The following is a 13,938-nucleotide window of genomic DNA, read 5'->3' as shown; positions in this document are numbered from 1 at the left end:
TTATGCCTTTTGTGGTATTGTTTAATCGCCAAAGCATTTGTGGGAGAATCTAGTGCTTATTTTTTAACCATCTAACGACCAAGTAAATAATAAGCAGTAACCCACCCATCTCGATAGCATGGTCGGTCAAGTTAAGAATTCCGCCAGAGCGAATGATAAAATCTGTCACCTGCCCAAACAAAAGTCTATCGGTACCATTTCCAATTGCTCCTCCGACTAGGAATCCAAAACTACAATCGATGAGAGCACTCTTCATTTTCCCGGTTCTCCGAAAATATAAAACACCTACAAAAATATTCTATATTTTCTCCATGCTGGTGCAGATAGTTATTTGTTTTGTCCAATAAATTGAAATGAGTGAATATGAGTTTTAGTAAGATCAATGACTTCTTGGATAAAATCTTCTGGCGTTTCTTTGAAGCCATTTTGGATCCAAGTATGAAGGAGACCGTAAAAGCCATAGGCTGTATAACGTTTAAAATAATCCATATTTACTGGGATATTGTTGATGGTTTCGAAAATAAATTGTTCCTTATAGATTTTTAAGATTGTTTGAGGGAACCGTGTATGCAATCCTGGTAGCGTGTCATCGTAGTTTATTAATGTAAAAAAACTCTGGTTTTTATAGATATAAGAAACGATATTAAAAGAAGGTGCATTTAGCTTGGCTGAATAAACCTTTTGACCAGGTACATAGGCCTTGCCTACAGAATCTTCTAATTCCTGAAGCATGGAAACAAGTAAATCCTCAGCCAATTCCAGTTTATCTATGTAATGGATATAAAAAGTACTGCGATTATAAGCGGCGTAATCGACAATGTCTTTTACAGTAACGGAATGGTACCCCTTCTCTTTTATGAGTTCAGTCAATGCTTGCTTTAAATGAGCTTTTGTCCGGTTTTGTCGTTGAGACGTTGTATTTTGTTCATTATTCATGAAAAAACCTTCCTCAATATAGACAGATTTAGCATAAGTGTCTAACCAGTAGACACTTAATGATATCTTAATGATTGTTAATTGTGAACAAAATAGTACAATTAAATTGTGAACAATATAGCACAGATAATAGATATATCTATTATTTTTCTCTAGAATGTGCTAAAGAATTCTTGATACTACGAGGAGGATTTAGGATGGGAAAATTACAAGACAAAGTAGCTGTGATTACAGGTGGAGCATCTGGTATTGGGGCAGCAACAGCACGTTTATTTGTTTCAGAAGGAGCCAAAGTGGTTCTTGTTGATTTAAATGAGGAAAAAGGGAAAGCATTTGAGGCAGAGTTGAAAGCGCTTAATGCCGAAGCTCTTTTTATAAAAGCAAATATTACGAATGAAGAAGAAGTCGCAAATATCTTTCAACAAACCGTTGAAACGTTCGGCAAAGTGGATGTAGTCTTCAACAATGCGGGGATTGGCCGTGTTCATCCTTCACATGAGTTAGAGTACTCAGAATGGCGCAACACCGTAAATGTTGACTTAGATGGCGTTTTCTTAGTAGCACGTGAATCCATCCGAGAAATGTTAAAAACAGGTGGCGGCACGATTATTAATACGGCATCTATGTACGGTTGGGTTGGATCACCAGGTTCAGCAGCCTATAACGCGGCAAAAGGCGGCGTGATTAACTTAACTCGTTCTCTTGCACTTGAATATGCAGAACAAAATATTCGTATTAACTCATTATGCCCTGGTTTTATTGACACACCAATTATTCCGGAAGAAAGCAAGCAAGCTTTAGCTGCCGTAACCCCGATGAAACGTCTTGGTAAAGCAGAAGAAATGGCAAAAGCAGTATTATTCATGGCTTCTGATGATTCTTCATTCATGACTGGTAATAGTTTGATTGTGGATGGCGGATATACAGCACAATAATAAATCATGGGAACTAAGTAAAGTAAAAGAATGACATTTCACCAGTATATATCTTTAGTATGAGATATTTCAATTAAAAATAATTTTTAAAAATACGCTTTAAACCTTGAAACAAAAACAAAGGGAGGAAATTTCCAATGAGTAATCGTTTTGATGGAAAAGTGGTTTTAATTACAGGTGCAGGTTCTGGTTTAGGACAAGCCTCTGCTTTACAAGTAGCAAAAGAAGGAGCGAAACTTTCACTTGTTGATTTAAACGCTGCTTCATTAGAAGAAACAAAAAGCAAAGTGTTAGAAGTGGCACCAAACGCAGAAATGCTGCTGATCACTGCAAATGTGGCAGATGAACAAGCCGTTGAAAGCTATGTAAATGAAACAGTTGAGAAATTTGGGAAAATCCATGGTTTCTTCAACAACGCAGGAATCGAAGGAAAACAAAACCTAACAGAGGATTTTGGCATTGAGGAATTCCAAAAAGTTGTTAGTGTTAATTTAAATGGTGTGTTTTATGGTATGAAACACGTATTGAAAGTCATGAGAGAACAAGGTTTTGGCTCTATTGTTAATACTGCTTCTGTTGGTGGTATTCGCGGGGTAGGAAATCAATCTGGTTATGCAGCAAGTAAACACGGCGTGGTCGGATTAACAAGAAACTCTGGAATTGAATACGGTCAATATGGAATCAGCATCAAAGCCATTGCACCTGGAGCAATCATGACACCGATGGTCGAAGGTTCATTAAAACAAATGGATCCAGATAACTGGGAAGAGGTAGGAAAACAATTTGTTCAGCCAAACCCAATGAAACGTTTCGGTAAACCAGAAGAAGTGGGTTATTTGGTAGCGTTCCTACTATCTAATCAAGCAAATTTCATCAACGCAACTGTTATTCCAATTGATGGTGGACAATCTTATAAATATTAAGAGGTGAGGAGAGAGTTCTCCTTATTAAACTAATCTAACCGTCAATTCCTATTCCACTAGATATACAAAACAAATGAGCACGGGAATCGTCCCGTGCTCATTTTATACCTCGATGAACCTTGTTGAATAAAGCAAGGTTCTTTTTTACCTGGCGGAAACTGTTAATAATAGATTAGCAGTAATACATATCTAGGCTTAGTTTTTAAAGTTCTATTCTAAGGACAACCATAATCCTGGTTTGACAAAAGCTAATTATAGGTGTAGATTATAGATACAGTTAATCGACGATTAACTGTATCTATAATCGTAGGGGGAATGGAAATGGAACTACGTATTAATTATTATGATATAGCACCTGAAGCACTTAATATAATGATGGAAATGGAGAAGTACACTAAATCTACTGGAATAGACCGTAAACTCCGTGAACTAATTAAAATCCGTGCTTCTCAAATTAATGGCTGTGCTTTTTGTCTTAATATGCATACCGCTGATGCTCGAAAAATGGGTGAAACGGAACAGCGATTATACTGCGTTGGCACATGGGAAGATTGTGACTTCTACACGGATGCTGAGAAAGTAGCATTAGAATTAACTGAACATGTGACGTTAGTACCAACTAAGCGAGTACCTGATGAGCTTTATAATCGAGTACGTATTCATTTTAGTGAAAAGGACTATGTAGATCTTGTTATTTTGATCAATCAAATTAATAGTTGGAATCGAATCTCGATTTCAATGGGAAATTTCGCAACTGCGGCAAAATAGAATTTTTATGTCTATACATTAATCGGGCGCTAATCTTGAAAAGGAATTAGCGCTTGATTTGTAATATAGGGATTATCAAAAGATAAGAGAAATTGGTTTTAGGAGGGGAAATGAATCGGGATAGGATGTTTGTTTTCGGTGCCGTTTTTTTGAAATTTTTCGGTAATTGGGTAAAGACCCCCTTAACTTGCAGGATAGAGGGGGAAGGGGTGTCTGATTAACTGTTGCTCTTCTCAAAATATGCACGTGTATCTTGACGTGTTTGTTTCGATAAAACATGATCAAGCTCTTCATTTAGCCATGAAAGGGTCTTTTTACGTAAAAAATTGCGCATATTTTCTTCTGCCTCAAGCATAACTAGATTAATGGTGCAAGTCGAAGTTTCTGAGCAGCAGCTGGAGTTTTGGTTATCTCGAACCAGAAGGCCATTATCTTTTATGTTTTTGCATTGAAAAATGGGCCTTTTCCCTTCAATCGCTTCAATTACATCCCAAAAAGAAATTTCTTCTGGGGACCTTGCTAATCTATAGCCGCCCTTAACTCCAGGTACTGAATTTACGATACCTGCCTTGGCTAATTTGGCAAAAATTTTTGAGAGATATGTCTCTGAAATGCCTTGAAAGGCAGAAAGGTCTTTTATTCCTATGCTTGAATCTGGAGGGATATCAATTAAATAAACAAGGCAATGCAGGCCATATTCAACTCCAATACTATACTGCATGCAAACACCTGCTTCCTATTTGAGTAAAGAGATTAATATTTATATTAGGTATATTTAATTTTTTTGTCAAACTTGCTAATTTGCCTTCTGTGGCATTATTAACAGACTCTGTTGAGTAGAGATAAATATGAAATTTTGGGATTAATGTTGGTTTTTAGAAGTTATGCTTAAAATCTTGTATATAAAGCCTTATTTAATAATAAATACTTATTTTATTAAAGGGCCTGTTCGTTGAATATCATTTGTAGCTTTAGAATAAAGATTGATTAAAAGGAAATGACTTTTATAGAATCATTAAAAAGAAAAAATGGAAAGTTAGCATATATTTTTTGCTTCTTTTAACAACTATCTGATTTTTAATATTATTTTCCCTTTCGCCCTTCCTGACTCCGCATATTCCATCGCTTTTTGAGCATCTTCAAAAGGAAAAACTCTATCAATTATAGGTTTGATTTTACCAGCCTCAATAAAGTTTGAGATTATACGTAATTGCTCTCCACTTGGCTTCATAAACAAAAACGTATATTGAACATTATGCTTTTTTTCAAGCTCAGTAAGTTTATGACTTGCTGCTGAAAACAACAACGTTTTAAAAAATCCGGAACCATATTCTTTACCAAAACGAGCATTCGGTAATCCCGAAACGGAAACCACTTTTCCTCCGCTTTTTATCACTTCGAATGATTTTTCGAGTATCTCGCCCCCAAGGGTATCAAATACGGCATCATAGTTTTTCAGTATCTCTTCAAATTTTTCTGTCTTGTAATTTATTATTTCATCTGCACCAAGAGATTTTACTAAATTCGCACCAGCATCGCTGGCAGTCGTTGCAACAGTGGCACCCATTAATTTGGCCAGTTGAATAGCAAAGGTACCGACACCTCCAGCCCCAGCGTGAATTAAAATCTTTTGGCCCTTTTGTAATTGCAAAATGTCTGTTAGGGCTTGATAGGAGGTTAACCCAACCAGCGGGATCGATGCTGCTTCTTCAAAGCTCAAATTTTTAGGGTTTAGTGCGATGTCATCTTCATGAATTGCGATATATTCAGCAAAAGTACCGATTTTACTCTTACGTGGACGTGCATATATTTCGTCACCAACTTTAAAACGAGTCACTTTTGCGCCAACCTTTGCAACCACACCAGAAAAGTCATTCCCTAAGATAAGAGGCATTTTATATTTAACTAACAATTTCACTTTCCCATCGCGTATTTTAAAATCAACAGGATTAATACTAGCTGCATGAATTTCTGCGAGTACCTCATATTCATCAATTTCAGGTGTGGGCATTTCTGCCAAACGCATTGGAACTTTCCCATACATATCAATAACCATTGCTCTCATAGACTATACCCCCACATAATGTGTGTTTAAATTCCATCCTTTCAATAAAAGTTCTGCATGAACTTATCAATATCCAACACAAGCGTTCTTAATAAACCTAATTCTGTACGTACATTAATATAATAAAAGTTTTTTGTCCCTTCTTTACGCATTAAAATAACACCGGCATCTCGTAAAACCTTAAGATGATGGGACACAGCAGGTCGAGAAAGATGTGTTTGTTCAGTGATTTCACCCACACGTAATCCTGTTTGACAATCCGTCCCCATTAGAACTAACAAGATCGATTGACGTGTTTCATCACCAATTGCCAATAGTACTTTTTGACAATTAATAAAATCCTCTTTGATCATATTTAGTTGGTCCTGTTTATTCATTCAGTAAAATACCTCCAATAATCAGTTTAATGGTTTAAGTTGATGAACCATATAACTGAATACAACAATATACTAATGTTAGGTTAGGTGCAATATTGAGAAAGAAAATCGAGACGAATACATCTTAGAGGGGAGGCATCATTAACTATTAATGTTCAGCAACATAAAAAAAGGGGACTATGCTCTAAGAATTCAAGCCACTGTAGTATTCCACTTGATCCGTTAAAAAGAATAAACACTAGATAAGTAAACTTTAAATAAAATAGCAATATAATAGTCCTTCTTTCTTGCAGAATGCACCGTCACTGTTCGTAACATAAGAAAAGAGCCTCTCTATTCAGAAAGGCTCTAATTCATTAGAGGTTTACGATACTTTGGCTTTCAACCTTTTGGTTTACCAATGCACGTCGACGGTCGAGTTCTACATCCATTTCGGCCCGTTTATCATCTAGTTTATAGAACCATATCGTGATTCCAATCAGTAAACAAATGACCAATGGCACCCAGATAAAACTTATTTCAATATATGATAAAGCTTTAGCGGTTTGTGTGGCATTTGGAACATATCCGCCCATTTTCAAAATAACTCCAACGAGTGCACTCCCAAGACCCAAGCTTACTTTTACAGAAAAACCTTGAAAGGCTGCAATCATCCCAGCAATACTTCTGTTGTTTTTGTACTCTGAATAATCAATAACATCTGGCTGAATCGCAAAGGTAGTGCCGAAGATGCCATAAATCCCTAGCCCGGTAATCGTCAACCCGGCAATCAGTAAGACAGGTGATGACTTTCCGAAATACATCACTAAATCTCCGACAATATAAATGACCGTACTTAAAAGCAATACATTTTTCTTCGGCATTTTCTTTTGAAGCCAAGGCAAGAGCAGGAGCATTGGCAGTCCAGAGAGAATGCCGAATAGTCCCACAAACGTCAGCCAATCCGTACGTCCCAGATTATAGGTGAAATAGTAGATCACTGTTGTATTTCGAATGACAAAAAGACCAAAATAGAGAAAGTTCAAGATAAAGAAAATAACAGCAGGGCCCGTCAATCCTTTAAAATCGTCTTTAAAAGAGGACTTCCCAGGTTGAACGGTAGGCGGAACCACCTCTTTTGTGTTCATAAAGGTAAACACAAACACGAACACCGCGGCGATGCCATAAATGGTCATTGTAATCAAATAGCCTTTTTGGTTATCACCTTGTCCAAAGAAAGTGACAAGAGGCGTCGTAATCGTCATAACTAAAGCGGTTCCAATTAATGCACAAATCATCCTAGTCGATACTAACCAGTTCCGCTCATGGTTATCAGACGTTAACCTTGGTACAATCGTATTTAATGGGATATTGACCACTGTATAAGCAATGTTCAACAAGCAATAAGTGATATAAGCCCAGAGAACCTTTCCAGACATACTGAAATCCGGAATAACAAAGGTCATGATGGTAAAAACAGCAAACGGAATTGCTCCGATTATGAAGTAAGGTCTTCCTTGTCCCCATCTTGTACTAGTCCGATCGACCAATAATCCCATACCCGTATCGGCAAATGCATCGATGATTTTGGTTACTAACATTAAAGTACCGGCAACGGTTGCGGTGATTCCAAAGACATCGGTATAAAAAAACAACAAATAAGACGCCATTGTACTAAATACGAGGTTGCAGGCGAAGTCGCCAGCCCCGTATCCAATTCTTTTTTTCCATCTGTTCATCTGCATCACCTATCCTTTATTTTGCTTATGCACAAATTATCTTGCAGAAAGTCTTGTCAACGTTTTCATATCAGACTTTAAATTTTGATAGATAGATTTATAAACTTGGTAATACTCAGTATATTTCTGATGATTCTCTTTATTAGGCATGATCTTCTGGTCTAGAACCTGCCATTTCTTCACATCTTCATAAGAGAGAAGACCTGTGCCAATTCCAGCTAGCATGACATCACCCATATTCGCTTCTACATCATGAATGGGACAGACCACTGGATAGCCCGTGACATCGGCAAAGATTTGTCTCCATAATTTTGACTTGGTGACTCCACCGGCAAGGAGGATATATTCTCCGAGATCTTCTCCTGTCGCTTCGATTGCATCCCGTAAAGAGAACGCAACCGCTTCCAGGAAGGCACGATAAATATGCGCTTTAGTATGTGCTAATGAAAGTCCCACGATCGTACCTTTTGCATAGGAATCCCAAATTGGACTTCTTTCTCCCATAAAGTATGGAAGGACAATCAACCCATCGCTTCCAGCTGGTATTTCTGCAGCTTGTTCATTTAATAGATCATAGGCATTTTTCCCGCCCGCTTTTTCTGCTTCCAATTCATATTGACACATCGTTTGACGAAACCATTTCACGATTGCTCCAGCTGTCGCTCCACCAGCAAAATTATAGGAAAGTCTTTTGGCATCAAATAAGTAGGGCCATACAATCAAATCTTTTCCTTTCACTGGTTTATCGGAAATGAAGGCTGCGCACATAGAAGTTCCAATGGCTGCTGCATAAATCCCTGATTCAAATACACCGAGACCGATATTGGCAGCACCACAGTCAATGCCACTGGCGATAACTGGCATTCCTTCAGAAAGCCCCAACTCGGCTGCGGCTTCTTTTGCCAAACCACCTACAATATCAGTTGATTCCACCATCGTTTCTGGCATCATCGAAAGAGGAATTCCCATCGCATCCATCATTTCTTTTGACCAGGTCCTGTTATTCATATCAAAAATTCCACCGATATTTCCTGCAGAAGAATAATCAATGGCAATTTCTCCAGTCAGCTTATAAATGACATAATCATTTGGAGGGAGAAAAAGCTTGGTTTTATTCCAATTTTCCGGTTCATGATTTTTCATCCATAACATTTTGGTAAAGCCATAATAAGGGTCGGCTCCATTATGGGTAATGTCGAGTAGTTTTTCTTCTCCAATCGTATCGATTACCCATTTTGTTTCGGCTTCTGCTCTTCGATCCATCCAAATCATGCACGGCCTAACAGGCTCCATGTTTCCGTCCAAGGGAATTCCTGAACCCCCATATAGACCGCTTATAGCGATACCCTTTATGTTCTCCGATGGAATTCCTGACTTTTGTACCGTGTTTCTAATTGATGTTTTTGCTGCATCAAGCCATACATCTGGCCACTGCTCTGCCCATAAAGGCTTTGGGGTCAAAACATCGTATTCCTGTAAATCTTGAGCAATCAAATTGCCTTCTGTGTCCATTAGGATGGTTTTGGTGCCGGATGTTCCGATATCTGTACCAAGTAAGTACTTCATAGCTAGTCCTCCTAAGAATCTTTTAGTCTATTAAATACAAGTAAAGGCACCATCGATGACAAAGTCAGATCCTGTAGTGAAGCTGCTAGTATCTCCTGCAAGATAGACACAGACGGACTGAAGTTCTTCCGGTCTCCCCATTCGGTGAAGCGGTGCCATTTCATTCCACTGTTGAATCAATGGCTGTAAGCTCGGAGAATTTAATGTAAGTTCGGTTCCAATATATCCAGGACTAATAGAATTTACGCGGACATTTCTAGTCGCCCATTCTACCGCGAGGGATTTTGTCAATTGGATCACTCCGGCTTTTGAGGCATTGTAGGAAGATTGCGGTTGTGGCACATTCACAATATGCCCTGACATCGATGCCGTATTTATAATAGAACCACCGCCTTGTTTTAACATGACTTTACCTGCTGCCTGCGCTGTAAGAAAAACGCCTGAGAGATTAATATCAATCACTTTCTTCCACTGTTCATACGTCATTTCCTCTGCTGGAACATTCATACAGATTCCGGCATTACAGAAGGCAACATCTAAACGGCCGAAAGCATCCAGTACTTTTTCAATCATGGCATTTACATCTTCTGGGTTTGTAACATCTGCCTTGATGGCAATGGATTGAATCCCATTATTTTCTTCTAGTTCTTTTGCTGTTTTTCTTGCTTCCTCGATATCCAGGTCAATAATGGCAACATCTGCTCCTGCTTCAGCAAAAGCAGTTGCAACACTTTTACCAATTCCTCTTGCACCACCTGTGACAAAAATTTTCTTTCCGTCTAGTCTCATTTTTTCAATAATACCCATGTTTTTTCCCCATTCCTTTTTTATGAAATGAATTTTATAAAATTGTTTTATAAAATGTATTTACATAATAAAACGTTTTCTTATTGATGTCAATAAGGACAAAATATTAAAATGGCAGACGCTTGATGACAAAGTTGTGATTGTATGTATTTATGTGATATATTTAAACAAAATTTAAAAAATCCTTTTATAAAATCATTTTGTAAAATGAGGTATTTCATGGACAATGGCATCACATTTAAAGATATAAAAAGAGGTAATTACTCCTCGATTTATCATCTCATTTACCAAAATCAGAAACTTTCTAAACAAGAAATTGCGAATCAACTAAATTTGAGTTTACCAACTGTGACCCAAAATCTCGTTCGCTTGGAAAAAGAAAAATTGATTGAGAAGAGTGGACAGTTTGAATCTTCGGTTGGCAGGCGTGCCACAGCTTATGCAATATGTCCTCAGGCTCGTATCAGCATTGGAATAGAAATTCAGAAAAGGACCGTACGAATTTTAGCCATTAATTTACGTGGCCATGCTTTTCAGCAACAGATACTTGCGATGGATTATTCCAATGTGGAAAGGTATTATAAAGAGCTAAGCTATGCTGTACAGTCTTTCATCACATCTCTTAATGTGGAAGAGGATCAAATTCTCGGGATTGGTTTTGCCGTACAAGGATTAACATCAAATGACGGGAAAAAAATAACATATGGAAAAATATTAATCCCAACAGGATTAGAGATTGGGGTTTTTTTACAATTTCTCCATTATCCTTGTATGTTTTTACATGATGCAAAGTGTGCAGCAACAACTGAGTTGTGGGTAGGAAATGATATTGGAGATGCTGTTTATCTCTCGATTGGTCCCCACCTTGGCGGAGCCATTATTATCAATAATCAAATTTATATGGGAAAACAAGGACATGGCGGAACGATCGAGCATATGACGATTAATCCTGACGGGCCTTCCTGTTACTGCGGAAAAAAAGGATGCATGGAAACGTATAGCTCTATTAATGCCCTTCTGGATGAAGATGAGTCATTAGATTTTTTCTTCCAACAGGTTCGTACGGGTATCCCTTCGTATACTGAGAGGTGGAATTCCTTTTTAGATCAATTGGCATTTTCAATCAACAATATCCATCTTGTCCTTAACAGAGAATTTATACTAGGTGGACATCTATCTCCATACTTAAAAAAAGAAGACATTGACATTCTTCATGAAAAAATTAATGAAAAATCTGCATTTCCAAGCAACGAGCCTTTTATTCATATAAGCCGTTCATCCGTAAATGGGGTACCTGTAGGTGCTGCTATCCCATTTATTCAATCCTTTTTGAATTCTATTTAATGATTTTTTTACAATAGATAAACCCCTCTCAAATAATGAGAGGGGCTATTTTCAATAGACACCTTGAATAAAAGATGAGTTAACTTTTTTAATTACAGAAGAAACCAAATCCGTATTATTCCGTCTAAGAATTGAAGGTATTTATACTTCTTAAAAGACCTTTATTTATTTGTATTTGCAAGAAATTTAATACAAAGGGGAAATGATATGAGAACTTTTCAAGAAAAATTAGAGAAATACGCTGCTCTGGCAGTTGAAATCGGAGCAAATGTTCAAAAGGGGCAAATTTTATTTATTTCAGCTTCTATTGAAAGTTATGAATTTGTTAAATTAATTACAAAAAGATCCTATGAAATCGGTGCAAGCGAAGTCATCTATGAATGGAATGATGACGTTTTAACCCGAATGAAATATGAATCAGCAGCCGATGAAGTTTTTACCGATTTCCCAACCTACCGTGTCATGCAGCGTGAAGAGCTAGCTGAAAAGAATGCTGCCTTTATCCTGATTGACTCAAGAAATCCAGATCTATTAAATGGAATTGAACAAGAGCGAATCTCGAATTTTAATAAAGCATCAGGTACAGCACTTACCAAGTTTCGAACCTATATGTTGAGTGATAAAATTGCCTGGACGATTGTCGCGTATCCTAATCAGGCTTGGGCTGATAAAGTGTTCCCGAATATTGATAAAACGGAACGAATCAATGCGCTTTGGGATGCTATTTTTTCTGCAACGAGAATCGACCATGAGGATACAATTGGTGCATGGAAAGAACACATAGCAGCTCTAGATAGTAAAGCTAATTATTTAAATGGACGTAAATACAAATCACTACATTACCGTGCCCCAGGCACTGATTTAACCGTGGAACTGCCAGAAAAACATAAATGGATGAGTGCAGGAAATCATAATGAAAAAGGGACACTTTTCATAGCGAATATGCCTACAGAAGAAGTGTTCACTTCTCCTAATAAATACGGGGTAAACGGCATCGTTACTAGTACAAAACCGTTAAGTTACTCAGGAAACCTTATCGAAAACTTTACCTTAACATTTAAAGAAGGAAAAATCGTAGATTTCACCTGTGAGAACGGGTATGACACACTTAAACAATTGATTGAAACAGATGATGGCAGCAGGTATCTTGGGGAAATAGCTCTCGTTCCGCATCAGTCGCCTATTTCAAAATCAAACACCATTTTTTATAACACACTTTTCGACGAAAATGCGTCAAATCACTTAGCAATTGGCGAAGGATTTCCGTTTTGTTTAGACGAAGGAAAAACGATGTCTAAAGAAGAACTTGCGAAAATCGGTTTGAATGAAAGTATGACACACGTAGATTTTATGATTGGCTCTCGTGATATGGATATTGACGGTATGCTTCCAGACGGAAGAATCGAACCCATTTTCCGAAATGGGAACTGGGCATTTTAATTCCCCTTTTTTGAAAAAAATCCAATGAGTTATTAATCAGTTCATTGGATTTTTTCATAACTGATTTACTTTTTCAAAATTGGAATCCAAATTTCACTTTTTACAGTTGGTGATTTTAAATCGCTACTTTTGATTGATAAAATTTCAGGTCCTTCGGTCTGCTGATAGCTTGAGGAAGGAAACCATTCAGAATATATTCTTCCCCAAGTTTCCTGTAGTGTTTGAGGAAATGGCCCCTCTGATTCGAAAACTGCCCAGGTAGAGGCAGGAACCTCAAGTTTTGAAAAGACTTCTGGACCTTCATGAGTTGTCACCACACCTATATAATGATCAAGCTCACCTTTTTCTTCCATCCGTCCTTCCGAAAAATTTAAGGATGCTTGAATCAGCCCTTTTGGCTCAATATTAGATAGTTCTTTAAGTTTATTAATGGTCTCCATACTCAATGACTTCCACATAGCAGTGATTTCAGGGTTTTCACCTTGGAAAACAATAGGCACTCTTTTCATGTAACCAACTATATGAAATGCTTCTTTTACTTCTATTCGGTAGTTCATTTCACTACCTCCTTTAATTGATAACTGGAAGGTCATTCGTGGATAGGCCTTTAATGCGTGTCCATTAATTCTGGCATCTGACGGTGTGACACCATGTAGACTTTGAAAGGCTCTGGTAAAAGAATCTGATGAACTGTATCCGTATTTAATAGCGACATCAATAATTCTTAAGTTACGATTACGTAGTTCAAATGCGGCAAGAGTAAGTCGTCTCCGGCGAATATATTCTGATAACGTAATTCCTGCAAGAAAGGAAAACATCCTTTTAAAGTGATATTCAGAACTAAAAGCCAGCCTTGCTACCTCTTTAAAGTCAATCTCTTCGGTAAGTTTCTCCTCAATATACTGTATGGCAAGATTCATGTTCTTTAGCAAATCCATTTGATGACCTCCTTGAATAAAAGAATAACAGGAGTGGGATGTGTACATCCGACATTTTGTGCACCAATATGTAGGGTTTTCGCCCACTATGAGCAATTTCACTCCAACAATAAGACGATGT

Annotated in this window: 14 protein-coding genes; 5 read left to right on the top strand and 9 right to left on the bottom strand. The window is 37.6% G+C overall.

Annotated elements, in window-relative coordinates; translation table 11 throughout:
• Positions 1 to 49 precede the first annotated feature (49 nt).
• Together BR30_RS35025 and BR30_RS0131885 are read right to left on the bottom strand one after the other, a co-directional pair.
• Complete coding sequence (locus BR30_RS35025; RefSeq protein ID WP_269320670.1) at positions 50 to 295, bottom strand: signal peptidase II; 246 nt, start codon at positions 293 to 295, stop codon at positions 50 to 52.
• A 32-nt stretch (positions 296 to 327) separates the two neighbouring features.
• Positions 328 to 936: a TetR/AcrR family transcriptional regulator gene (locus BR30_RS0131885; RefSeq protein ID WP_026568589.1), complete on the bottom strand. Its 609-nt coding sequence runs from the start codon at positions 934 to 936 to the stop codon at positions 328 to 330.
• A 197-nt stretch (positions 937 to 1,133) separates the two neighbouring features.
• Here BR30_RS0131885 and BR30_RS0131880 point away from each other — a divergent pair, with 197 nt between their 5' ends.
• From BR30_RS0131880 to BR30_RS0131870, 3 genes are all read left to right on the top strand, one after another.
• The gene (locus BR30_RS0131880) at positions 1,134 to 1,871 is read left to right on the top strand and encodes an SDR family NAD(P)-dependent oxidoreductase (RefSeq protein ID WP_026568588.1); all 738 of its coding nucleotides are present in this window, start codon (positions 1,134 to 1,136) and stop codon (positions 1,869 to 1,871) included.
• 137 nt (positions 1,872 to 2,008) lie between these two features.
• Entirely contained in the window at positions 2,009 to 2,794 is a 786-nt protein-coding gene (locus tag BR30_RS0131875) for an SDR family oxidoreductase (protein WP_026568587.1), read from the top strand.
• 321 nt (positions 2,795 to 3,115) lie between these two features.
• Positions 3,116 to 3,562 (top strand): carboxymuconolactone decarboxylase family protein, encoded by a 447-nt coding sequence (locus BR30_RS0131870; protein ID WP_026568586.1) that lies wholly within the window; start codon positions 3,116 to 3,118, stop codon positions 3,560 to 3,562.
• Positions 3,563 to 3,779: 217 nt separating this feature from the next.
• Here BR30_RS0131870 and BR30_RS0131860 read toward each other — a convergent pair whose 3' ends face one another.
• The 6 genes from BR30_RS0131860 to BR30_RS0131835 form a co-directional block, all read right to left on the bottom strand.
• Positions 3,780 to 4,283, bottom strand: a complete 504-nt coding sequence (locus tag BR30_RS0131860; RefSeq protein WP_026568585.1) for an Rrf2 family transcriptional regulator — start codon at positions 4,281 to 4,283, stop codon at positions 3,780 to 3,782.
• 345 nt (positions 4,284 to 4,628) lie between these two features.
• Positions 4,629 to 5,627: an NADP-dependent oxidoreductase gene (locus BR30_RS0131855; protein ID WP_026568584.1), complete on the bottom strand. Its 999-nt coding sequence runs from the start codon at positions 5,625 to 5,627 to the stop codon at positions 4,629 to 4,631.
• A gap of 41 nt (positions 5,628 to 5,668) precedes the next feature.
• The gene (locus tag BR30_RS0131850) at positions 5,669 to 6,004 is read right to left on the bottom strand and encodes an ArsR/SmtB family transcription factor (RefSeq protein WP_026568583.1); all 336 of its coding nucleotides are present in this window, start codon (positions 6,002 to 6,004) and stop codon (positions 5,669 to 5,671) included.
• Positions 6,005 to 6,360: 356 nt separating this feature from the next.
• A complete protein-coding gene (locus BR30_RS0131845; RefSeq protein WP_026568582.1) occupies positions 6,361 to 7,722 on the bottom strand; it encodes an MFS transporter in 1,362 nt (453 codons plus the stop codon).
• Positions 7,723 to 7,758: 36 nt separating this feature from the next.
• The gene (locus tag BR30_RS0131840; protein ID WP_026568581.1) at positions 7,759 to 9,288 is read right to left on the bottom strand and encodes an FGGY-family carbohydrate kinase; all 1,530 of its coding nucleotides are present in this window, start codon (positions 9,286 to 9,288) and stop codon (positions 7,759 to 7,761) included.
• A gap of 30 nt (positions 9,289 to 9,318) precedes the next feature.
• Positions 9,319 to 10,095 (bottom strand): SDR family oxidoreductase, encoded by a 777-nt coding sequence (locus tag BR30_RS0131835; protein ID WP_026568580.1) that lies wholly within the window; start codon positions 10,093 to 10,095, stop codon positions 9,319 to 9,321.
• A gap of 219 nt (positions 10,096 to 10,314) precedes the next feature.
• Here BR30_RS0131835 and BR30_RS0131830 point away from each other — a divergent pair, with 219 nt between their 5' ends.
• Together BR30_RS0131830 and BR30_RS0131825 are read left to right on the top strand one after the other, a co-directional pair.
• Positions 10,315 to 11,439 carry an ROK family transcriptional regulator gene (locus BR30_RS0131830; RefSeq protein ID WP_026568579.1) on the top strand — a complete coding sequence of 375 codons (1,125 nt, stop codon included), beginning with the start codon at positions 10,315 to 10,317 and terminating at the stop codon, positions 11,437 to 11,439.
• Between the two features lie 207 nt (positions 11,440 to 11,646).
• Complete coding sequence (locus tag BR30_RS0131825) at positions 11,647 to 12,879, top strand: aminopeptidase (RefSeq protein WP_026568578.1); 1,233 nt, start codon at positions 11,647 to 11,649, stop codon at positions 12,877 to 12,879.
• A gap of 65 nt (positions 12,880 to 12,944) precedes the next feature.
• Here the strand turns inward: BR30_RS0131825 and BR30_RS0131820 are convergent, their stop codons facing one another.
• Positions 12,945 to 13,817, bottom strand: coding sequence for an AraC family transcriptional regulator (locus tag BR30_RS0131820; protein ID WP_026568577.1), 873 nt, complete (start codon positions 13,815 to 13,817; stop codon positions 12,945 to 12,947).
• Positions 13,818 to 13,938 lie beyond the last annotated feature (121 nt).

The organism is Bacillus sp. UNC41MFS5, from assembly GCF_000686805.1.
Note: the sequence above shows the minus strand (reverse complement) of the source record. Positions and strands in the feature narration are given on the sequence as shown.